This is a genomic window from Corallococcus silvisoli (assembly GCF_009909145.1).
GTDB classification, from domain to species: domain Bacteria; phylum Myxococcota; class Myxococcia; order Myxococcales; family Myxococcaceae; genus Corallococcus; species Corallococcus silvisoli.
Map to the genome: position 1 here is coordinate 1 of NZ_JAAAPJ010000030.1, position 21,943 is coordinate 21,943.

Annotated in this window: 20 protein-coding genes; 12 read left to right on the forward strand and 8 right to left on the reverse strand. The window is 69.9% G+C overall.

What is annotated here, in order from left to right; translation table 11 throughout:
- On the forward strand, window positions 1–884 hold an 884-nt coding region (locus GTY96_RS36245; RefSeq protein ID WP_161667095.1), incomplete at its 5' end, for a DUF2380 domain-containing protein.
- A complete protein-coding gene (locus GTY96_RS36250; RefSeq protein ID WP_161667096.1) occupies window positions 881–1,351 on the forward strand; it encodes an NUDIX hydrolase in 471 nt (156 codons plus the stop codon). The genes GTY96_RS36245 and GTY96_RS36250, both read left to right, overlap by 4 nt.
- A gap of 202 nt (window positions 1,352–1,553) precedes the next feature.
- Here GTY96_RS36250 and GTY96_RS36255 read toward each other — a convergent pair whose 3' ends face one another.
- Window positions 1,554–2,279: an SIMPL domain-containing protein gene (locus GTY96_RS36255; protein WP_407926997.1), complete on the reverse strand. Its 726-nt coding sequence runs from the start codon at window positions 2,277–2,279 to the stop codon at window positions 1,554–1,556.
- A gap of 153 nt (window positions 2,280–2,432) precedes the next feature.
- Window positions 2,433–3,080 carry a hemerythrin domain-containing protein gene (locus GTY96_RS36260; RefSeq protein ID WP_161667097.1) on the reverse strand — a complete coding sequence of 216 codons (648 nt, stop codon included), beginning with the start codon at window positions 3,078–3,080 and terminating at the stop codon, window positions 2,433–2,435.
- 303 nt (window positions 3,081–3,383) lie between these two features.
- Between GTY96_RS36260 and GTY96_RS36265 the strand changes: the two genes are divergently transcribed.
- Window positions 3,384–4,355, forward strand: a complete 972-nt coding sequence (locus tag GTY96_RS36265) for a PDR/VanB family oxidoreductase (RefSeq protein ID WP_161667098.1) — start codon at window positions 3,384–3,386, stop codon at window positions 4,353–4,355.
- Window positions 4,356–4,469: 114 nt separating this feature from the next.
- Window positions 4,470–5,123 (forward strand): RDD family protein, encoded by a 654-nt coding sequence (locus GTY96_RS36270; protein WP_235686122.1) that lies wholly within the window; start codon window positions 4,470–4,472, stop codon window positions 5,121–5,123.
- Window positions 5,124–5,150: 27 nt separating this feature from the next.
- On the opposite strand, the gene GTY96_RS36275 is transcribed toward GTY96_RS36270, so the two are convergent.
- The gene (locus GTY96_RS36275) at window positions 5,151–7,451 is read right to left on the reverse strand and encodes a serine/threonine protein kinase (protein ID WP_143903374.1); all 2,301 of its coding nucleotides are present in this window, start codon (window positions 7,449–7,451) and stop codon (window positions 5,151–5,153) included.
- A 344-nt stretch (window positions 7,452–7,795) separates the two neighbouring features.
- Here GTY96_RS36275 and GTY96_RS36280 point away from each other — a divergent pair, with 344 nt between their 5' ends.
- From GTY96_RS36280 to GTY96_RS36290, 3 genes are all read left to right on the forward strand, one after another.
- Window positions 7,796–9,550, forward strand: a complete 1,755-nt coding sequence (locus GTY96_RS36280; RefSeq protein WP_161667099.1) for a S8 family serine peptidase — start codon at window positions 7,796–7,798, stop codon at window positions 9,548–9,550.
- Window positions 9,551–9,783: 233 nt separating this feature from the next.
- Complete coding sequence (locus GTY96_RS36285; RefSeq protein WP_143903371.1) at window positions 9,784–10,188, forward strand: hypothetical protein; 405 nt, start codon at window positions 9,784–9,786, stop codon at window positions 10,186–10,188.
- A gap of 131 nt (window positions 10,189–10,319) precedes the next feature.
- Window positions 10,320–11,483, forward strand: coding sequence for a cytochrome-c peroxidase (locus GTY96_RS36290; protein WP_143904213.1), 1,164 nt, complete (start codon window positions 10,320–10,322; stop codon window positions 11,481–11,483).
- Here GTY96_RS36290 and GTY96_RS36295 read toward each other — a convergent pair.
- The 3 genes from GTY96_RS36295 to GTY96_RS36305 form a co-directional block, all read right to left on the reverse strand.
- Window positions 11,480–12,919 carry a M24 family metallopeptidase gene (locus GTY96_RS36295; RefSeq protein ID WP_143903369.1) on the reverse strand — a complete coding sequence of 480 codons (1,440 nt, stop codon included), beginning with the start codon at window positions 12,917–12,919 and terminating at the stop codon, window positions 11,480–11,482. The two genes, GTY96_RS36290 and GTY96_RS36295, sit on opposite strands and share 4 nt — an antisense overlap.
- A gap of 147 nt (window positions 12,920–13,066) precedes the next feature.
- Window positions 13,067–14,089, reverse strand: coding sequence for a Kelch repeat-containing protein (locus tag GTY96_RS38465; protein ID WP_328701122.1), 1,023 nt, complete (start codon window positions 14,087–14,089; stop codon window positions 13,067–13,069).
- 258 nt (window positions 14,090–14,347) lie between these two features.
- Complete coding sequence (locus GTY96_RS36305) at window positions 14,348–14,662, reverse strand: DUF2171 domain-containing protein (RefSeq protein WP_143903366.1); 315 nt, start codon at window positions 14,660–14,662, stop codon at window positions 14,348–14,350.
- A gap of 212 nt (window positions 14,663–14,874) precedes the next feature.
- Here GTY96_RS36305 and GTY96_RS36310 point away from each other — a divergent pair, with 212 nt between their 5' ends.
- From GTY96_RS36310 to GTY96_RS36325, 4 genes are all read left to right on the forward strand, one after another.
- The gene (locus GTY96_RS36310) at window positions 14,875–15,072 is read left to right on the forward strand and encodes a hypothetical protein (protein ID WP_143903364.1); all 198 of its coding nucleotides are present in this window, start codon (window positions 14,875–14,877) and stop codon (window positions 15,070–15,072) included.
- A 548-nt stretch (window positions 15,073–15,620) separates the two neighbouring features.
- Window positions 15,621–17,942 (forward strand): glycosyltransferase, encoded by a 2,322-nt coding sequence (locus GTY96_RS36315; RefSeq protein ID WP_235686124.1) that lies wholly within the window; start codon window positions 15,621–15,623, stop codon window positions 17,940–17,942.
- The gene (locus tag GTY96_RS36320) at window positions 17,939–18,667 is read left to right on the forward strand and encodes a WG repeat-containing protein (RefSeq protein WP_161667102.1); all 729 of its coding nucleotides are present in this window, start codon (window positions 17,939–17,941) and stop codon (window positions 18,665–18,667) included. The genes GTY96_RS36315 and GTY96_RS36320 overlap by 4 nt, the downstream gene beginning before the upstream one ends.
- On the forward strand, window positions 18,664–19,344 hold the full coding sequence (locus tag GTY96_RS36325) for a hypothetical protein (RefSeq protein ID WP_161667103.1): 681 nt from the start codon (window positions 18,664–18,666) through the stop codon (window positions 19,342–19,344). The genes GTY96_RS36320 and GTY96_RS36325 overlap by 4 nt, the downstream gene beginning before the upstream one ends.
- A gap of 14 nt (window positions 19,345–19,358) precedes the next feature.
- Here GTY96_RS36325 and GTY96_RS36330 read toward each other — a convergent pair whose 3' ends face one another.
- Window positions 19,359–20,372, reverse strand: a complete 1,014-nt coding sequence (locus tag GTY96_RS36330) for an ABC transporter ATP-binding protein (RefSeq protein ID WP_161667104.1) — start codon at window positions 20,370–20,372, stop codon at window positions 19,359–19,361.
- 220 nt (window positions 20,373–20,592) lie between these two features.
- Here GTY96_RS36330 and GTY96_RS36335 point away from each other — a divergent pair, with 220 nt between their 5' ends.
- Window positions 20,593–21,636 (forward strand): oxygenase MpaB family protein, encoded by a 1,044-nt coding sequence (locus GTY96_RS36335; protein WP_143903360.1) that lies wholly within the window; start codon window positions 20,593–20,595, stop codon window positions 21,634–21,636.
- Between the two features lies 1 nt (window position 21,637).
- Here the strand turns inward: GTY96_RS36335 and GTY96_RS36340 are convergent, their stop codons facing one another.
- A complete protein-coding gene (locus GTY96_RS36340) occupies window positions 21,638–21,922 on the reverse strand; it encodes a DUF427 domain-containing protein (protein WP_161667105.1) in 285 nt (94 codons plus the stop codon).
- Window positions 21,923–21,943 lie beyond the last annotated feature (21 nt).

A 21,943-nucleotide genomic window follows, 5' to 3' on the forward strand; every position in this document is an offset into this window, starting at 1 on the left:
CGATGTGTAGCGTCGAGAAGCTGTTCGCCGACCTTCATCGCGTGCAGGGAATGATGGAGCCCACGCTGGCGGACCTCGCTTCCCTGGACCCGGAGCGGGTCGAAGCGGCGACCCTCGCGATGCCCGAGTTGATGGGGAAGCTGACCCGTGAGTTCGGCACGCTCCAGCGAGAGACCCGCTCGACCATGAAACTCGGCGGGCAGGTCATCGCGGCGATGAAGGCGTTGGAGATGGTCGCCATGATCTCCACGCTGAAGATGTCGCTGCCACGGCTACCTCCCGCTGCCCCCGCGACGCTCGGTGTCGGCCTCGTGATGAGTTCGGGTGGAGTCATGGTGGGCTCACGGATTGTCGTCTCCGCCGAGTGGGTCGAGATGATGCGAAGGCTCGTGCAGGCGGGCGTCATCTCCGTGCCCGCCGTCGGCGCGGCCGTCCTCATTCAGGGCGGACAGGTCCTGATGGCCCAGGCGCATCAGGACCTACCCAAGGGTGTGCGCGACGCGCTGGGAGACAGCCCCGAAGTGCGCGGCATGCACGAGACCGGCAGAGCGGGGGCGGGCATGTCCGACGCACCCAAGCACCACGTGTTGCCGCAAGAGCACCGCGAGTGGTTCGAGCAGCGCGGCTTCAAGGGCGACATGGACATCGACCAGTTCTGCGTCCGGTTGGAGCAGGCTCACCACGAGGCGATCCACGGTGGAGGGAACTGGAAGCTGGGACGCATGTGGCCCGGTGAATGGAACCGGATGATCATGGAGACTCTGATAGATGCCGAGGTTGAAGCCGGACGAATGTTGACGCGGAATCAGGTCCTGGACATCGTCGCGGAGCGTATGAAGGGCTACAAAGTCCCGATCACGTTCACGACAGGGCGGAGCCGATGACCGACGGACGTTCATGGGACGGCAACTGGAAGGCCCGCTTGTATGAACGCGTCCGCGAACGGGGCTACGACTCACTCACGGCATTTGCCGAGGCCCGTCCCACCGCATCGTTGGTGGCGCTGGCCGAGGAGCTGGGTCCGGACGACGTTGCCGGAATTCAGGTGTACGACGGATTGGTGGCTGAAGCAGTGCGAAGCAAACGAGTGACCCGCTTGGTACGTGGACAACTTGTGCGCGAGCTGTGGGGGAGCATCCCTGAGGGTTGGCCGACCGTGTTGGATGACGACAACCGATTCAAGGTCGCCAAGGCGCTTGGCCTTTGGTCCGGCATTGTCCCAGAAACGCATAAGGCGAGGGTTCGACTGGCTAGGGAGGCACTCCGCGCCAATCCCCCCCCTTCAGGCTGGCGTCCGCTCGGTCCCGACGACGAGCTTCTCCGCACGCTCTTGCCGGACGAAGAAGCCTGACCGGAAGCGGCGACCCTGCGAGCCGGTGCGGGAGCCGCCATGTGCCCCCAGTGTGCCCCTCCAGCATGGAATGAGGGTGCACACCAGGGGACGGCGTGAGACGGGACGGGATAGCGAGCCCGAGTGAAATCAGGGCGATAGGGGGTAACGGCGCGTCCTGCCTGGGGCTTCCTATCGTCCTGACTACCGCACGGGCCCGCGACTACTGGATCGCGAAGATGAGCGTCACCTTCGCCTGCACCGTCTGCTCCTCCGGCTGGATGGACGTGGCGGGTGCGGCGCGCGCCCCGGCCATGTCCATGGCGAAGGTGGCCGGGTACAGGCGCGGAGCCTCCGTCACCGTGCTCGCGTCCAGCACCGCGCCCAGCTTCACGTTGAGCGCCGAGGCCAGCACCTCCGCCGACTTGCGCGCGCGCGTCACCGCCTGCCGCAGGGCCTCTGCCTGCACGGCGTCCTGACGGCTCAGCCCGAAGCGCACCGAGTCCACCCGGTTCGCCCCCGCCGCCAGCGCCTTGTCCAACAGTCCGCCCACCTTGGACAGGTCCGTCACGTGGACGCTGACCAGGTTGCTCACGCGGTACCCCTTGAGCTTCGGCTCTCCCCCCTGGGGCGGTGGCGGCATGTACTCCGGATAGACGTTGTAGTTGCGCGTCTGCAGGTCGCGCTTCGCGATGCCCGCGGACGTCAGCGCCGCCAGCACCTTCTCCATCTGCTTCGCGTTCTCCTCCCCCGCGGCCTTCGCGTTCGCGGCGGACGTCTCCACCGCCACGTCGATGAAGGCCTCATCTGGCTGCGCCTTCACCTCCCCCGTGCCCTCCACCCGCAGCGTGCGCACCTGCGGATCCACGGGAGGCCGCGCCTGCGGCGAACCGGGCGGCGGGACCTGCGCTTGCGCGGCGGCGGTGAAGCCCGCGAGTACCACCAGCATCGACAACATCCTGCGAACAGCGGACATGGCGCCTCCTTCCCAAGGCGAAACCGGGACCGTCCCGCGTCTAGCGCGAAAGCCCCCTGTCTCCAAGACGCCCCGGCCCGGCGGACATTCACCGGCCCCGGGGCGTCTGGCGCCCGTCGGGATCGACTAGTGGGGAAGCGACTCGCCCGTCCGGCCCAGCGACGCGACCGATTCCAGCGGCTTCTTCAGCGGACGCCGCGCGGCCTTGCGCACCTGCGTCTCCGCCTTGCGGCGCGCGGTGCGCAGCGCGTCCCGGCCCATGTCCATCACCGCCGCCACCGCGCCCGTCAGCAGGTTGCCCGGCGGGCTGTCCGGCAAGGCCGGGTGCGGATGCGTGGGCGCCGCCTTCTTCGCCTGCGCCAGCGCCTCCCCCATCTGCCGCAGCTCCTGCGGCTTGAAGACCTTCTTCACCTCCGGGAAGAGGTACTGCTCCTCCTCCGTGACGTGGGCGCGCACGCTCTCCATCAGCACGTGCACCTTCGCGTCGAAGCGCTCCGACTCCGGCGGCAGCACGTCCAGCTCCGACAGCACCCACTTCATCACGTGGTGCTCCTCCAACGCGCGCAGCACGTCCTGCGACAGCGCCTCCGCCCGCGCGCGCACCGCCGGATAGAAGACCTGCTCCTCGATGGCCGCGTGCACGGACAGCTCCCGCACCATCTGTTCCACCAGCCTGCGCTTGTGCGCCAGCGCGTGGTCCCCCGCCTTCTCGAACTTGCGGAACAGCTGCTCCACCGTCTTGTGGTCCGCCTTCAACAGCATGATGGCATCCATGGGCCGTCTCCCTTCCTGCATCGGGGGGCCGCGCCACCCCCTGATGAGCGCGCCCGGGCCCCCTGAACCCTGGCACAGCGCGGCACGGAGTGAAGGGTGGGGATGGATTCCCGGCCGCGCCCACCCGTGCCTCCCTGCCCCCCGCGTCCGGATGGAGGGCAGGCGGACAGGAGCCCCCGGAGTGTCCAGAAGGCGTCGCGAATACCGCCCTGCCCCCCACTCCCCAGGACGCGGCGGCATGCACACCGTGCGCGCTCAGATTCGGTCTCGCGCGGGCGGCGGGCAAGGGAGCGGGGGCATACCGTGACGACGAAGACGCTGCGCGTGCAGGTGGCACGCATCCTCCGCGAGGCGGAGGGCATCCAGTCCTACGAGCTGGTCGCCGAGGACGGCGGCGCGCTGCCCGAGTTCGAGGCCGGCGCCCACCTGGACGTGCGGGTGCCGGGCCTGGACGGCATGCGCCAGTACTCCCTCTGCAACGACCCGGGCGAGACGCACCGCTACGTCATCGCCGTGCAGCGCGACGCCCAGGGGCGCGGCGGCTCCAAGGCCATGCATGACCGCGTCCGCGAGGGCGACGTGCTCACCGTGAGCGCGCCCCTCAACGACTTCCCGCTGCTGTACGGCCGCAGCTACGTGCTCATCGCGGGAGGCATCGGCATCACGCCGCTGCTGGCCATGGCTCGCGTGCTGGAGCGCACCGGCGCGGAGTGGGTGCTGCACTACTGCACGCGCAGCCAGGACCGGACCGCCTTCACGGAGCTGTTGTCCTCACCGTCGTTCGCGGGCCGCGTGCACGTGCACCACGACGGAGGGGACCCGGCGAAGGGGCTGGACGTGCGGGCGCTGCTCGCCAGCCGGGGCCCGGGCACGCGGCTGTACTGCTGCGGCCCCGCGGGCCTGATGAAGGCCGTGCGCGAAGCGGCGACGCTGCACAAGTGGCCCTGGGAGAAGGTGCACTTCGAGGCCTTCACCGCCGAGGGCACCGCCGCCACCCACGCGAAGCCGGAGGAGGACTTCGAGGTGGCGCTGAAGAGCACCGGCCAGGTGCTGCGCGTCCCGGCCGGCAAGAGCGTGCTCAACGTGCTGCGCACCCACGGAGTGAAGGTGGAGAGCGACTGCGAGGCCGGCTCCTGCGGCACCTGCGTCACCCGCGTGTGCGAGGGCACCCCCGACCACCGCGACACCTTCTTCCAACAGGAGCCCGCGGGCGACGCGCGGATGCTCGTCTGCGTCTCGCGAGCCCGGTCCAAGCGGCTGGTGCTGGACCTGTAGCCGCCCCTCGACACGCGGCGATGCATTGAAGCGCGCCTCCACGCGGCGGGCCGCCTATGCTCGCGCCCCGCTCGCACACAAGAGAGGCTGATGAGCCACGGGATGTTGTTCACCATGGACACCCCTCCCACGGAGGCCCGCTACCAGGGCCGGCTGTGGGTGGCGGATCTGCTGGACCTCACGGGCGCCGCGCTCGTGGGCTGGGGCGCGTTGCGCGCGGCGGAGCAGGTCTCCACGGCCGGCAAGCTCGCGCTGGCGGGCGTCGCCGCGTGGCTGGTGCTGTCCGGCGTGGGCGGGCTCACGGGCCGCACCCCGGGTCGTCACGCGCTGGGCCTGAGGCTGGAGCGCGCCGATGGCGCCGCGCCGGGCCTGGGCACGGGGCTCGTGCGCGCGCTCACCGCCCCCGTGGAGCTGCTGCTCCAGGTCGTGCTGCAGCGCCGGCCCCTGGACGAGCGGCTGGGGGTGCACGCGGGCGCGATTCCAGGGGGCTTGCGCGGCTGGCTGCGCGGCCTGCCGCTGCCGCTCGTGGGGACCGCGCTGCTCGCGGGCGCGGTGTGGAGCATCGTCACGCCCACCCACCAGGAGATGCTCCAGTACCTGGACCGCACGCTGACCGGCTGGCACTGCTGCCACGGCACGCGCGAGGTCACCTGGCAGTGCCGCACGTCCTTGTCCCGCGCGGTCCGCGACGCGAAGGGCGGCGACACGGAGGTGGCCGGCTTCCTGCGCACCGAGTGCCCCGTGGCCGCCGCGCGGTTGGCGCCTTGAGGCGCGGGGCTCCCTGAGCCCGCGCGGCTACTGCTTGCGCAGCGGGAAGTCCGCCTGGCCTTCCTTGCAGATGACGCGGACCACCTGTTCGGCCACCATGGGGGCGCTGGCCTGCACGGAGAAGTAGGGCGCCCCCGTCTTCACCTTGTGCTCCCGGTAGGGCTCCAGCCCCGCCATCAGCGCCTGCTGCCGCCGGGCCAGGATGATGCGGCACTGCGACCAGGAGATGGTGTCGTCGTTGATGAGCGTCAGGGTGCGGTTGAAGTTGCTCCCCAGCAGGCCATCCACCAGCGCCTTGCCCAGCAGTTCGCGCGGCGCCGCGGGCTTCTCCTCGCGCACGGGCGCCGCGACCGGCGTGGGCTCCGCTGGAGCCGGAGCCGCCACCGGGACCGAGGCCGCGCGCGTGGCCAACACCACGAAGCGCGGCTCCTTCGCGGCGTCCGCCTCCGCGTCCAGCCGCAGGGTCATCCGCTTGCGGTCCGGCTTGATGTTCAACACGGTGGCCGTCCCCAGCAGCGGGTGCTTGCGGGCCCCGCGCGCCCGGGGCCCCACCACCTGGAACACCGCGCCCGCGTTGATGCCGGACGGCACGGACGTGTTCGCCACGCGCTGGCCGCCGCCCGTCTCCTTGATCTCCACCAGCGGCGCGTCCACGGACACCAGGAGGGCCTGACGCACGGGCCGCTTCGTCCCCGGAGCCGGCTTCACCCCCGGGTGCGTGTCGCCTCCGCGCACCGCCTCCACCCCCATGCCCGCGTCCGGCGCCGCGCTGTCGGCGATCACCGGCGGCTCCTCGGACGGAGCCACCACCGGCGGCGGGGGCGGTTCGACCTTCGGGGGCGTGGCCACCACCGGCTCGGCCGGAGGCGGAGACCGCACGGCGGGCGGAGGCCGCGCGGGCGTGCTCGATGACCGGAGGACGTACGTGGTGAGCCCCACGGAGGCGCCCACCAGCAGCAGCGCGGCCATGGCGATCCGCGCCACCGGCCGGCCGCGCTCGGGCCGCGCCAGCGCCTGCTCGGGCGCCGCGGGCGTCCCCACCGCGGCGGCGGCCTGCCCCGTCGTGGCGGGCAGGTGCACCGCGGTGGCGCCCAGCGCGGCCGCGTCCACGGCGTCGTTGTTCCGGGCCACGCCGCCAGAGCCGGAGGAATGGGACACGAACGTGCCGCTGGGCCCCCGCGCGGAGCCCTCCGTTTCGATGCGCCCCGTGTCCCGCCGCCCACCGTCCGGCGGCCCCACCGTGCGCAGCGCCGTGGCGTCGAAGGCGGCCCCGTCCGCCGCGTTGCCAGCGCCATACAGGCCGGTGCCCGACGAGCCGCTCCTCGCGGCCGGTGACGGCGTGCGCCGCTCCCCGTGCACGCCGGACGTCAGCTTGCGCTGCTCGGCGAAGGCCTCCGGGCAGACGGCGCGGACGAACTCGCCCACCTCCTCCGCGCCCACCGGCGCGCCCGTGCGCAGCAGCTCCGCGTTGAGCGAGCGGCCGAAGTCATCCGCCCGCGCGTACCGGTCCGCTGGCAGCGGCGCCAGCGCGCGGCGCACCGCGGCCTCCAGCGGCGGCTCCACGTCCGGCCGGAAGTCCGTCAGCGACGGCACCACCGGGTTCGACATGGCCGCCATCATCTCGCCCACCGTGCCGTGGGGAACCAGCCCACGGCCCGCGAGCATCTCCCACACCACCACGGCGCAGGAGTAGATGTCGCTGCGGTGGTCCAACGGCTCGGCGCGCACCTGCTCCGGGGACATGTAGCCCAGCTTCCCCATCACCGTGGACGGCAGCGTGTACTTGCTGCGCGCGGTGGACTTCGCGAGGCCGAAGTCGATGACCTTCACCTCGCCCTCGTACGACACCATCACGTTGTGCGGGGACACGTCCCGGTGGACGATGCCCAGCGGCTCGCCGTCCGTGCCCGTCTTGCGGTGCGCGTACCCCAGCCCCTCCGCGATGCGCTGGCCGATGTAGAGCGCCACCGGCGCCGGCACCGCCCGCCCCTGGGAGCGCGCCTGCTCCAGCAGGTACCCCAGGTCCACGCCCGCCACGTACTCCAGGGCCATGTAGTACGTGCCGTCCGCCTCACCCATGTCGTACACCTGGGCGATGGAGGAGTGCACCAGGTGCACCAGCACCTTGGCCTCGTGGTGGAACCGGTCCAGGAACTGCCGGTCCTTCACCAGCCCCGGCAGGATGGTCTTCACGATGCAGGGCTTCTCGAAGCCCGCGGCCCCGGACAGCTTCGCCAGGTACACCTCCCCCATGCCACCTTGGCCCAGGAGGTGGACGAGCTCGTAGCGCCCGAAAAAACGGGGGGACTCTGTGGGTGCGGTGCTCATGGACTCGGCTCCGGAGCGCAGCACGGACTCCCCCATGGAATCAAGCCGCGCACCACGCGCCTCCCCTTCTTCTCAGAACCCAGACACCTCGCGCGTGGAAAAGAGAAAGTCCCGGGGCCGACGGAATTCCCGAGGCCCTGTTCCGGCTGACAACAGGTGAGGTGTGCACCCGAGCACGTCCCACCGCCCGCGCCCCCCGGGACGTTGCGACTCCGACCCCAGATGCGTTCCCTCGGAAGAGCGCATCGCTTCCTTCCCCTGGGAGGGAGGCGTGCAGCTCCCAGCCCCCTGGCGCTTGGGGGTGCCGCCCTGCGGAAGGCCGTCCTGCCGGAAGGAGTCGCGTCATGAAGCAATGGGGAATCATCGGGTTGCTGGCGCTGGTCGCGTGTGGGCCCGAGTCGTCCACGGGGACCTCGGTCCAGGGACAGACATGCCCCGGGGTCGTCGCCGGAGGAATGACCGCGCGCCAGGGATTGGACGACATCCAGCCCTCCGGGGCCGTCAGCGACGGGCGCATGCCGGTCATCATCCGCTTCCGCTCCCTGGGCCACACGCAGGCCTCGCGAGTCACGGCGACCGGCGCCCAGCTGACGGCCAGCACCGGCGCGAAGGTGAGCGCCGTGTACCGCAACATCCCCGCGGTGGCCGCGCGCGTGACGCCCCAGGAACTCCGGACCCTGGAGGGGAACGAGTGGGTGGAGAGCGTGGAGGTGGACCAGGTCTGGTCCGCCCAGGCCCTGACGCCCGGGCTGCTCTCGCCGCTGCCGCGCCAGGTGATGGCGGCCACCCCCGGACCGCTCGACGAGTACACCGAGGGGCTGCGCCTGGTGCAGGCCCCGGAGGTGTGGGACGCGGACGGGGACGGCGTGCTGGACGCGGGCGCGCCCACCGGCGAGGGCGTGCGGGTGTGCGTCATCGACAGCGGGCTGGACATGGACCACCCGGAGTTCCAGGGCGCGGTGGTGGGCAGCCACGACTTCCTGGACGATGACGGCGACGCGAGCGACCGAAGCCCCCAGGGCGAGTGGGGCCAGGGCCACGGCACCCACGTGGCGGGCATCATCGCGGCCCGCATGGGCCAGGGCGGCGTCACCGGCCCCCGGGGCTACCCCGGCGGCATGGTGGGCGTGGCGCCCCGGGCGTCGCTGCTCATCGCGCGGGTGCTGGACCTGCGGGGGAAGACGCAGATGAGCCTGGTGCTCTCCGCCATGGAGTGGTGCGAGTCCCAGAACGCGCGCATCGTGTCGCTGTCGCTGGGCGGAGGCACCCCCACGCGCAGCACGGTGGATGCGTTCCGGGCCATGCTGGACCACGGCCTGCTGGTGGTGGCCGCCGCCGGCAACGAGGGCGGACCGGTGATGTACCCCGCGTCCGACCCGTCCGTCCTCGCGGTGGGCGCGGTCGACGCATCCGAGCGGCGGGCGGGCTTCTCCTCCGTGGGCGTGGAGCTGGGGCTGATGGCGCCGGGCGTGGACGTGCTGTCCACCTTCCCCCGCGGGCTGGGCGCCTCCGCGGAGATGTCCGTGAACGACGCGTCCCCCACGTCCCGCTCGCTGCTGTACTCCCCCACGGGAGACACCGCGGGGAAGCTGCTGGACTGTGGCCTGGGGGACTCGCTCGCGTCGTGTCCGGGCGCCACCTGCGACGGCTTCATCGCCTACGTACGGCCAGGCGCGCTGCCCGTGAACCAGGCCATGGCCAACGTGATGATGCAGGGCGCGCGCGCGGTCATTTTCGGCGCGAACGGCGGTCCCGCGGGCGCCACCGTGGACATCTTCTCGCTGCCCCGGAGCGGCCACTGGGCCCCCGCGGTCAGCGTCAGCCAGGCCGCCAGCACGGTGCTCCAGGAGCGCCTGGGCGCCAACGCGCGGCTGAGCCTGCTCCCGGTGGACTACACCCACGTGTCCGGCACCTCCATGGCCGCGCCCTACGTGAGCGGCGTGGCCGCCCTCCTCTGGAGCGCGCGGCCGGAGCTGACGCCGCGCCAGGTGCGCGAGGCGATGGAGTCCTCCGCGCGCGACCTGGGCACGCCGGGCAAGGACCCCGTGTTCGGCCACGGCCTGGTCCACGCGCGTGACGCCTTGTTGCGACTGCAATGAACGCGGTTTCTCAGCGCCTGGGAGGCCGAGCAACACGGAGCGCATGGATGTTGAGCAACACGGAGCGCGAGGAGTCGGGCGTGCGGGAAAAAAGCGCCACGTAACGAAATCGAGAACGCACTTCTTCGTGGAATGAATGCGCGCCTGGGTTGTACGTGGCGCGCGCCCAATGGCCGCCGGGAAGGCAGCCAACCGGCGCGAAAAACCCTTTCATTCTTGAATTGAGGACATCCATGTTGCGAATTGCTGTTGCCGCCCTGGTCGTTGCCGCTACGGGTTGCGCCGGGTCGAGTGGCGCGACGGTCGCGGGTCGCGGGGGCAACGCCACCGTCACGGGCAGCATCACGTATCCGGCGAGCGGGCTGCAGGGCGACCCGTGCACGTCGGTGCGCGTGAAGGTGACAGAAGGGGAGGCGGCGGCGCCGGGGGCGGCCGAGGTGAAGCAGAGCCGCAACAACCGCTGCAGCTTCATCGTGGCCGGGCTGCCGGACGGCAAGGACCTGAACGTGGAGCTGGTGGCGGACGCGAGCCTCAAGTGCGCCAGCGGCGCGGCGCCCGTCATCACCCCGGGCCCGACGACGATGAAGATCGCCAAGTACGCGGCGCCGGTGGTCAGCTTCAAGCTGGCCTGCGAGTAGGGCCCCACACAGCGGAAGCAGGTCGGGGCGCGCCTGGGTGCGCGCGGCCCCGGCCTTCGTGCGGGTGAAGCTAGACGTCAGGACAGGGACCATTGCTTGCCGCACTCAAGGGCGCGAAGCTGCCGCGGCCCATGATTGCCTTCCGTCCGCGTACCGCGCTGCTCGCCCTGGCCCTGCTGGGCGCGGGTTGCGACTCCGAAGTGCCGTTCCCCACCGAGGATGAGCTCGACCAGCTGAGCGGCCTGCATACGCAGAGCGCGAAGCCGGAGGTGGACCCGACCAACAAGTGGGGTGACAACCCGGACGCGGCGGCGCTGGGCCACCGGTTGTTCGAGGACCCCGGGCTGTCGCGTTGCGGGACGGTGTCCTGCAAGAGCTGCCACACGGGCGAGTCCTACACGGTGGAGACGGCCACGGCGGAAGGCTGTGGGGGCAACCAGACGGTGCGCAACCCGCCCAGCCTGCTGAACGCGGGCTACAACCGCTGGTTCATGTGGGACGGGCGCGCGGACCGGCTGTGGTCCCAGGCGGTGCTGCCGCTGATGAACCCGCTGGAGATGAACTCGGACGCGCAGGTGGTGCGCGCGCGGCTGGTGGCGGACCCCACGTACACGGCGGCGTACACGCAGCTGTTCGGCAAGGCGCCCGCGGACGAGTCGGACTCGGACCGGCTGCTGGCCAACGTGGGCAAGGTGCTGGCGGCGTACCAGCGCACGCTCAACCGCACGGACGCGCCGTTCGACGCGGACGTGCGGCGCTTCCTCCAGGCGGTGGAGGCGGGCACGCAGGAGAAGGACCCGGCGTACCTGGGGCTGAAGACGTTCATGCGCAAGGGCCAGTGCGTGGTGTGCCACAAGGGCCGCTCGCTGTCGGACGACAAGTTCCACAACCTGGGGCTGAAGGACTCGGGCGGTGGGCGGCGGGGGCAGGCGGACGCGGTGGACGCGCTCCTGTCCTGGAAGTTCAACGCCGGGGGCGCCTACAGCGACGCGCCGACGGGCATGGACGCGGCGCGGCTGTCCACGCTGAAGGCGCAGGCGCAGAGCAAGCCCACGGAGGTGGAGGGCGCCTTCCGCACGCCGTCGCTGCGCAACGTGGCGCTGACCGCGCCGTACATGCACACCGGCGCGGAGAAGACGCTGGAGGACGTGGTCGACTTCTACGACAAGGGCGGCGACGCCGTGGGCACCTTCGCGGGCGTGCGCACGGAGACCATCGTCAAGCTGGACCTGAGCAGCGAGGAGAAGCAGGCGCTGGTGACGCTGCTCAAGTCCATGACGGGCGCGGCGCGCTAACGCACCAGGTGGAAGGCCGTCTGGCGTTGGAAGGCCCAGTGCACGGCGCCTTCCGCGTCCAGCACCACGTCCTCCTCCTGGGCGGAGCGCACGGGCTGGCCGTTCCACTCGGGGACGGGGCTCGTCGCCTGCAGCTCGATGGAGAACCAGGAGCTGGGCATCACCTTGTGCTCGCCGTTGCCGGGCACGCCCTCCTGGCGGTCCCACATGCCAATCATCGGGCCGGCGCCGTGGCCGTGCAGGCCAATGGGGTGTGAGTACACGGTGCCGTCGATGCGTTCGGCCTTCATGCGCGCGAGCGAGGCGCGCAGCACCTCGTTGCCGGTGCGGCCCGGCTTGATTTCGCCGGTGACGATGTCCTGGAGCCGGTTGGACGCCTTCAGCGCGGCCTTGAGCCCTTCGGGGACGTCCGTCTCGCCTTCGCGCAGCACGTAGCCCATGTGCTGGGTGTCGGTGTTGAGGCGGAGGGCGGTGATGCCGTAGTCGCAGTGGAGCACGTCGCCGCGCTGGATGACGGGGGCTTCGCCCAGCTGTTCGTCGGTGAAGCCCTGGCGCTGCACGTCCACGTCGGGCTGGAACCAGGTGTCCAGGCCCTCATCGGCCAGGCGCTGGCGCATCCACCACTCCACGTCCTTCGTGGTGGTGGTGCCGGGGGTGATGACGGCGTTGGAGAAGGCGGTCTGGATGATGTCCCAGGCGTGCTTCGTGAGGTCCTCGTAGAAGCGGACCTCGTCGGCGCTCCGCCAGCCGAGCACGTCCAGGGGCAGGCCCCCGGCGGGCTTGAAGCGCTTCACCCAGGTGGGGCCCAGGGCCTGGGCCATGCCTTCGTATTCGCCGTGGGTGAGGCCGTCGGCGAAGGCGATGGCGGGCGACACGTTGATGGCGATGGAGTCGGGCTTGCGCTCCTCCACCACCTGCTTGAGCAGCTGCCACTGTTCGGGGCCCAGGAGCTCCGCGGCGCGGCGGGCCCCGCCGCGGTCCACCAGCTGCGGGGCGCGGCGGGCTTCATAGAGGCCCCCCTGCGTGCTGCCGCCCAGGGCCAGCCGCTCCACGCCCTGGCCCTCGCCGCGGTCGAAGAAGACGTAGATGGTGCGGCGGCGCGCGGCGAAGGTCGTGGGGGACACGAGCGCCTTGAAGACGGGGTCCTCGTTGTACTCGCGCATGGGGACGATCCACATGCGCACGCCATGCTTGCGCATGAGCTGGGGCAGCGCGGTCTCCAGGCGCTCGCGGAGCCACGCCTGCTGGCGGTCGGCCTGCTCGCGCAGCGTGCCGAAGGGGCGCACCGGCGCGGCGGGAGCGGGGGCCGCGGACACGGGAGCCACGGGCGCGATGACGGCGGCCGGGGCCTCGGGCTTCGAGGGCGCGACGGGCGCGGTGGCGCAGGCGGAGGAGCAGACGAGCGGGACGACGAGCAGGTGTTTCCAGGAGCGCATGGGCGCGCAGTCTGTCACGCGCCCTGGTACGCCGTCGCACCGATGCGCGGCGGCGGGCTCCGCGTTGCCGGTCAGCCGTGGAAAAGCCAGACATGCTGTCCTGGCTTCACTTTGAATCCATGGAGTGTCTGTCCAAGAAATTCCGGATCATGGCTCTTGCGGGGCCTGGGCCACGACGGGCGTGGCCGGGACGTACTCCTCGCTCGTGTCCAGGGTGCCCAGCTCATTCACCCCGCCCACCACCAGCACGGTGCCCCGGTGCAGCCACACCGCGCCGGCTTCGCCTCGCGGCTCATGCAGCGTGGGCGCCTGCGCCCAGATGCCGCGCACTGGATCGAAGCGCTCCGCGGACGCCAGCGTGCCTCGCGAGGAGTGCTCGCCGCCCACCATCAGCACCATGCCGTCCCCCGTCAGCAGCGCCGCATGGTGCTCTCGCGGAACGGCCGGGTCCTCCACCCGCTCCCACGCGTTCCGCTCCGGCACGTACACCTCCGCCGTCTCCGCCGCCCGCGACGTGATGCCCCCCACCACCAGCACGCGCCCGTCCGGCAACAGCGTCACGGTGTGCCCCAGCCGGTGCGTGCCCGCCGCGCCGCCCACCGCCCCCGCCTTCTCCCAGTGCCCCGTCGCCGGGTCGTACAGCTCCGCCTGCAAGCCGCTCGCGAAGAGCACCTTGCCCGTGCGCAACACCACCGCCGTCCCTGAACCTCCTCGCACGAAGCCCGGCGCCTCCGCGGGCCGCCACGTCCCCGTCGCCGGGTCGTACAGCTCCGCAGAGCGCACCGGCCGCAGGTCCACGTCCGTCCCTCCCGCCACCAACACCCGCCCGTCCGGCAACACCACCGCCGCTGGATCGTTCCGCGCCTCTCCCATGGGCGCCGCCGCCGTCCACGTCCCCGCGTCTGGCGCGTACAGCTCCGCGCTCGCCAGCGCGCCCACCGTCACGCCGTTGGAGCCCCCCACCACCAACACCCGCCCATCCGCGAGCCGCACCGCCGCGTGGTTGCGCCGCGACGTGCGCAGCGCCCCCGTGGGCCTCCACCGCCCCGTGTCCGGCTCGAAGACCTCGCAGCTGCCCAGCGTGCGGCTCCCGTCATGCCCCCCCGCCGCCAACACCCGCCCGTCCTCCAACAGCACGTAGGGCAACAGCCGCCGCGGCGTCGACAACACGCCCGGCACTGGCGCCTCCACCCCGCCCGCATCCGCTCTCGGACCGGGCCCGCACGCCAACACCACTCCCAACCACAGTATCGTGACGCAAGATGTCGAAAACCGTCGCATGACCCCACCGGGACGTCTGGCCGAGGGGTCCGTTTACCGGGCCGGTCTGACATGCAAGCCGCGCAAGGCCTTGTGATTCCAAGGCTTTGTCCTGCCCTCCAGGTCGGATTCCCCGGACGCCCGAAGGGCGGAGGCGCCGTTCCGGCGTCAGTGCCGCATGGGACCCAGGGGGTCGCTCGAGGGCTCCGCGTCCAGGCCCTCGCTGCTTCGCGGCGGCAGGGCCCCGCCGTCGTCATCCACCTCCAGCGTGAGCTGGGAATGGTCAGCGGGCTTGAGTTGGATTTCATCCCCGCGCACGGAGTCCACGTCGCTGAACTCGACGAGGTAGTCGCGCCGGGGAATGGGCACCAGCCCCTGCTCCAGCTCGAAGTGCGTGGCGCCCACGCCCGCCACCCGGCCCAGCGACTGTCCGTCGGCGGTGCGCACCGCCATGCCCTCGCGCACGTCTCCCGCGTGAATCATCGTGTCGCTCCTCGCGCTCGAAGGGCCCGGGAGGCGGGGCGCCGCGTCCGGGCCCGGGGGTCCTCACCAAGAGTGGGGCCGCTCCCGCCGCCGTGCGCGCCCCGCCAGGCGGCCCAAGGAGCCCCCGCGCCGCTCCCCTCCACGGCGGGAGGACAGCCCCTCGCGCGACACCGGTGCGCGGTGCCTAACGTTCCCGCAGGAGGCCTCCCGCCATGCTGCTGGAACTGTCGAACGACGAATCGCGCGTGCTGAAGGACGCCATCGATTCCTCCCTGCACGCCCTGCTGGAAGAGCTCGCCCACGCGGAGCAACGCGAGTTCAAGGAAGCCCTGCGCCAGCGCTATGACCGGCTGGAGGCGCTCCAGCGGCGCCTGAACCCCGCCGTGGAGAGCGAACAGGTCTACGCCTGACTCCTCTTCAACTTCAACCCCAAAGCTCGTCAGCGTAAGCAGGATTGCAAGTCACAACTGCCTATGCATTTCTTGCAGCACTCACATGGAAACGAGCCTAGACAGGTTTTCCAACCACATGGATCCGTGGACGTCGGTTTGGGCGGAGGCTTTATTGGCCGTCGAGTCCGGCATGACCATCGATGCACCATCGGCAACTCCGACACTGGGGATGACCCATGAGCAAGTCATCGAAGCAGCACAACCCCTCGCAGGCGGAGCTCGACAACCACTCACGCCAGCGAAACTCCCGGGATGATGCGTACTGGCAATCCCGAGGCGAATCGGGTCGCCCCTTGAATTAGGAAACGGATGCGGCGAAACCCCAGGCTCGCAGGCCCCTCAGCCCGCAGTGAAGGAGCGGTCCGGCCACACAACGTGGCTCGGCTTCGCACAAGCGAGCGGAACTGACGCCTCGAAATCCTCTCACACCAGAAGTATCGTGGCGCAAAGCGCCATGGCAGCCGGGCCCATTCATGCGAGTCCTCCAGGTCATCCATGGCTATCCCATGCGCTTCAACGCGGGCTCCGAGGTCTATACCCAGGCACTGGCACAGGGACTGTCCTCTCGAAACGAGGTCCAGGTCTTCACGCGCAGAGAAGATCCGTTCCTTCCAGACTACGAACTGACGCACGAGTGCGACCCAGACGACCCCCGCGTCGTGCTGCACTTGGTGAACCTTCCCAACAGCCGTGATCGCTACCGGCATGAGGGAGTCGATAAGCGGTTCGCGGAGGTCCTGGATGACTTCCGGCCGCACGTCATCCACGTTGGCCACCTGAACCACCTGTCCACGTCCCTGCTCGCTGTGGGCGCCGCACGTGGGATTCCCATCGTTTTCACCCTGCACGACTACTGGCTCATGTGCCCCCGGGGCCAGTTCCTGCAGATGCATCCCGCTCCCTCTAAAGAGCCCTGGTCCACCTGCTCGGGCCAGGAGGATCGAAAGTGCGCGGAGCGCTGTTACGCACGGTACTTCTCCGGAGCACCCGAAACCCGCGAAGACGATATTGCCCACTGGAGCCACTGGGTCCATGAGCGGATGGCGCACGTACGGCAGATGCTGGAGCACGTCGCCCTCTTCATCGCCCCCTCCCGCTACCTGCGGGAGCGATTCCAGCAGGACTTCGGGCTGCCTGCCGCCAAGGTAGTGCATCTGGATTATGGCTTCGATGTGGAGCGCCTGCGCCACCGTCAACGGAAGCGTGAGCCCAACATCGTCTTCGGCTACATCGGCACCCATATTCCGGCCAAGGGCATCCATCACTTGCTCCAGGCTTTCGGGCAGGTGCAAGGCAATGCCCGGCTGAAAATCTGGGGACGACCTCGCGGCGAGCACACTGAAGCCCTCAAGTCCTTGGTACACACCCTTCCCGGTGACGCTAGCACACGCGTGACCTGGCATCCCGAGTACCGCAACACGGACATCGTGCGGGATGTGTTCAACCACGTGGACGCCATTGTCGTGCCCTCCATCTGGGTGGAGAACTCTCCGCTGGTCATCCACGAGGCCCTTCAGGCTCGCGTGCCCGTCATCACTGCGGACGCGGGGGGCATGCGCGAGTACGTGCGAACTGGAGAGAACGGACTGCTCTTCGCCCATCGTGATCCGTCATCACTTGCCCAGGCCATGCAGCGGTTGGTCAATACGCCTGAGCTGGCAGCCCAGTTGGGCAGTCGTGGCTTCCTCCTGGGCGAAGGAGGAGACGTTCAGGGGATGCCCGCCCACGTGGAGGCCGTGGAGGCCCTGTACGCGCGCGTCATCCGGGAACGCCGAGCCAGCCGCCCCCCCACCCGGAGCGGCCCCTGGCGCATCACCTTCGATACCAATCCCGACGACTGCAACCTGCACTGCATCATGTGCGAGGACCACTCGCCCCACAGCGACACCCAACGCCAGCGCAGGGAAGCAGGGCAGCCGAAGCGCCGCATGCCCCTGGAGCTGCTGAGACGAATCATGGCGGACAGCGACGGCACACCGCTGCGGGAAATCATTCCCTCCACGATGGGGGAGCCCCTGCTCTACCCGCACTTCGACGACATCATCGACCTGTGCGTCGCGCACGGCGTGTGGTTGAACCTCACCACCAACGGGACATTTCCCAGACGTGGAGCTCGCGGATGGGCACGTCGGCTAGTGCCCATGACCTCCGATGTGAAGATCTCGTGGAACGGCGCCACGAAGCAGACCCACGAAGCGGTGATGGTAGGGACGCGCTGGGAACAGGTTCTGGAGAACCTCCGTCAGTTCTTGGCCGAGCGAGATGCGCATGCTCTCCAAGGCGGCCATCGCTGCAGGGTGACACTCCAGCTCACGTTCCTGGAGACGAACGTGGGCGAGTTGCCGGACATCGTGCGGCTGGCAGCGGGACTGGGCGTCGACCGGGTGAAGGGGCATCACCTCTGGGCCCATTTCGCGGCCATCCAGCCCCTGTCCATGAGACGAGACACCTCGGCGATCCAGCGATGGAACGAGGCCGTTCAACAAGCCCACATCGTCGCGGAGGAGCACCGGCGTCAGGATGGGAGCAAGGTGCTCCTGGAGAACATTCTTCCCCTGCGAGCGGAGGCCGTCACGGACCTGGCGCCTGGTGCGCGCTGCCCCTTCCTCGGGAAGGAGGCCTGGGTGAGTGCCGTGGGGCGCTTCGACCCCTGCTGTGCTCCCGACAAAGAACGGCGAACACTCGGCAACCTGGGCAACTTGAACGAAGTTGGCATCCACGAGGTGTGGACGGGACCGGCCTATCAGCGGCTGCTGTCCAGCTACCAGGATCAGCCCCTGTGCCGTGGTTGCAACATGCGTCAGCCCGTGACGAAGGAGACTCCTTGAGCACCTGGGCCCGAACACGCGTCTCGCCAGAGAGGACCCACCATCTACTGGGGGAGATGCCGCTGTATGCTTCGCGCTTCATCGACGTCCTGTCCTTTCACGAGCCCGGACTCGCAGCCGTGCGGGATACCTCGGGTGCGTTCCACATCGACATGAGGGGAAACGCGCTCACCTCCCGCCGCTTCACGCGAACGTTTGGCTTCTACGAGGGGCTCGCTGCGGTCATGGGAGTGGAGGGCGCGTTCCACCTCCGCACGGATGGACAAGACCTCACGGCGCGGCGCTTTGCATGGTGCGGCAACTTCCAGGATGGGAGATGTACCGTCAGGGCGGAGGATGGTCGGTACTTCCATATCGACGCGCAAGGAGAGCCAGCCTACGGAGAGAGGTATGCCTACGCAGGAGACTTCCGCGAAGGTTTCGCGATGGTCCAGGACGCAACTGGCCTCCATCTCCATATCGACCGGCAGGGATGCCCCTTGAGCGGGCTCCGGTTCCTGGATCTGGATGTCTTCCACAAAGGCTTCGCACGGGCACGCGACGCATGTGGCTGGCACCACATCGATACGATGGGGCTCCCCCTGTATCCGCAACGTTTCGCCACCGTGGAGCCCTTCTATAACGGTCAAGCCCGTGTGGAGACACGGGATGGTGCGCTCCAGGTCATCGATGAGCGGGGCCTCCTCATGCGCGAGCTGCGGGCGCGCCTTCCGGAAGTGCCGTGAAGCCTCTGCTGGATGCCGCAGTGGAGCTCCTTCCGCGAGCTTCTCTCATCGGGTTCGCGCAGGCCCTGCTCTCCCCGGTCGTTCACCCGTCCTTTCCAGGTCGCTTCTTCCTGGCAGGAGGCGCGTTCAAGTCGTTGCTCCACGGCCGCCCCCCGCATGACCTTGACCTCTGGCCGGCGAGCCCCCTGGATCGAAACGAACTGCTAACCCACATCGAAGCGCAGGGGGGCCTGCTGCTCGAGAACAACCCACCCTTCCAGACGACCTTCCTGCATTCAGGGCTTCGGATTGAAGTGACCTATGACTGCGCACCTCGCAGTCTGGAGGAGCGCCTGTCCCAGTTCGATCTGGGCCTCTCCGCCATGGGTGTGGAATACGCAAGTGGGCGCTGGCGTGAGCATGTGCACCCCCTGGCGAAGGAATCCGTCCGTCGGCGGGAAGTGCTGCTGCTCCTGCCACTGGCCAATTGGAAATACCTTCTGGCCACCCTCGAACGATTGCGTCGCTATGGAGAAGAGCTTGGGTACGGAATCCCGGCCTCGGAGGAGCAATACCTCTGGGACATGTTCGACTCCCAGCCTCGCGCCATCCAGCAGTCCTTGATGGCGCGCCATGTCCGAGTGGCTCGGGAGGGAGGAAGCGTGCTGGCGGAAGCCCGTGCGCGACTCCATCCCTGAAGCCCCGGCGTCGCTCACATCGCGCGCCCCGTGCCCGCGTCGAACCGGCGCAGGTACCGGGCGTCGTGGCGCAGCCAGACGGCGTCCCCGCTCGCGGCGCGGAAGTCCCCGGGCGCCCGCGCCACCATGCGCTCCCCTCCTGTCTCCACCGTCACCCAGACCTCCGCCCCCATCGGCTCCACCAGGTACACGCGGCCCTCGCGCGCATCCGGAGGCACCGGGCCCTGCCCCACCTGGAGGTGCTCCGGCCGCAGGCCCCACACCGCGTCACCCGCCGGCAACCCCAGCGTCTGGGGCTTCACCAGGTTGATGCGCGGCGAGCCGAAGAAGCCCGCCACGAACAGGTTCGCCGGCGCGTCGTACAGCTCGCGCGGCGGCGCCACCTGCTGCACCTCGCCCTGGCTCATCACCACCACGCGGTCCGACAGCGTCATCGCCTCCGCCTGGTCGTGCGTCACGTAGATGAACGTGGCCTTCAGCTGCTCGTGCAGCTTCTTGATCTCCCCGCGCATCTGCGTGCGCAGCGCCGCGTCCAGGTTGGACAGGGGTTCGTCGAAGAGGAACACCTTCGGCCGGCGCACCAACGCGCGCCCCAGCGCCACCCGCTGCCGCTGCCCGCCCGACAGCTCCTTCGGCCGGCGCGCCAGCAGCGCCTCCAACCCCAACACCTGGGACACCTCGCGCACGCGCGCGTCCACGTCCTTCGCCCCCATCCCCGCCACCTTCAGCGGGAACGCCAGGTTCCCCGCCACATCCAGGTGCGGGTAGAGCGCGTAGCTCTGGAACACCATCGCGATGTCGCGCTCGCGCGGCGACAGGTCGTTCACCACCTGCCCGTCGATGCGCAGCTCCCCACCCGACAGCTCCTCCAACCCCGCGATGAGGTTCAACGTCGTGGACTTGCCGCACCCGGACGGGCCCACCAACGACACGAACTCGCCGTCCGCGATGTCCAGCGTCACGCCCTTCACCGCCGCCACCCCGCCCCGGTACACCTTGCGCACGCCCTGCAGGGACACCGTCGCCACCGCGCCGCACCTCCACCGCACCCCGCGGGACCACCCCACGCCCGGGTCCGGAAAAGCCCCCAGCATCGCCGCTCCCTCCCTCCCGTGAAGCCCGCCGCGCGCCGCGCCGTCACACCCAGGACATCCCCTACCTGTCTGGTTTTGCAATTGGAGCGGTTTGTTACAGGGTCAACACTTCCCTAGACTCCCGAGGGAACGCGCCGCCGCTGGAGCCCCGCCCATGCCCTTCACCTTCCGCCACCAGCACCTGGACGCCCTGCTGGGTGACCCGCTCACGGCGGCGAACAGCCTCTACGGCATCATGACCGCGGCGGAGCCGGAGCTGATGGAGGGGCTGCGGCTGCACTGGAAGAAGCACATCCGGGAGACGCCCGGGGTGGGGGGCACGCAGTGGCGTCCCGCGCTGAAGGCCTTCAGCGCCATCGAGGGCTTCTGGGGCAACACGTACAGCGACCACCGGCTGGCGAAGGTGCTCTACGAGCCCGCCTCCTCCGCGGCGACCACGGCGGTGACGGGCGTGCCCTCCTCGGCGCAGTTCCTGCGCGACTTCGAGGCCGCTCGCGACGAGGCCTTCTACATCTTCTTCCAGGCCACCTCCGTGAACGAGCTGGCGGGCGTGTCCTTCAAGGCCACGTACTACCACAAGGACGTGTCCTCGCTGTTCGAGCAGCGCCCCCACAGCGTCATGCGCGACATCGTGTCCCGCCGGGTCATCGAGACGGCGCAAATCCTGCTGCGCATCCTCTACGGCAACATGAGCATGGGCTGGGGCAGCCTCTACAGCACGCGCACGCTGGCGACGACGCTGCTGCTGGCGCAGATGCACAACTCCGCGCTCGGCCACTACCGGTCGCACTACACGGGGCGGCGCTCCTACAACCAGAGCGGGGTCGCGTTCACGCTGCTGACGTTCGCGTACATCGTGGCGCAGGCGTGGCGGGACAAGGGCTACGAGTTCAACGAGCAGCGCTGGTACTTCTTCTGGAAGCTCGTGGGCTCGCTGCTCGGCGTGGACACGCGCCTCATCCCGGACGACCACGCGGAGGCCGCCACCCTGTGGGACCTCTTCTTCGCCCGCGGCGAGTGCTTCGGCGGCCTGCCCGCGCCCTACCCCACGAACCTGGACGCCCACCGCATCGACCCGGGCCTGCTCGGCGGCTACGCGGTGAAGGCGGAGGCCAACCTGCTCCAGTGGATCCCCGCCTTCGTCGTCACCCAGCTGCGCAACGCGGGGCGCTGGGCGACGTACTTCCGGGGCGGGTGAGTCAGCGCTCCACCGTCACGCCCTTCCAGAAGGCCACGTACCCCTGGATGTTGGACGCGGCCGACTTGGGCGCCGGGTAGTACCAGGCGGCGTCCAGGTTCGTCTTCCCGTCCACCTCCAGCGTGTAGTAGCTCGCCTCGCCCTTCCAGGGGCAGTGGGTCCGCGTCACGCTGGCCTTGAAGAGCTCCCGCTTCAGGCTGTCGGGCGGAAAGTAGACGTTGCCCTCCACCACCTCGAAGCGGTCGCTCTGGGCGAGCACGACGCCGTTCCATTTCGCGACGGGCATGGCAATGACCTCCTGGGGATG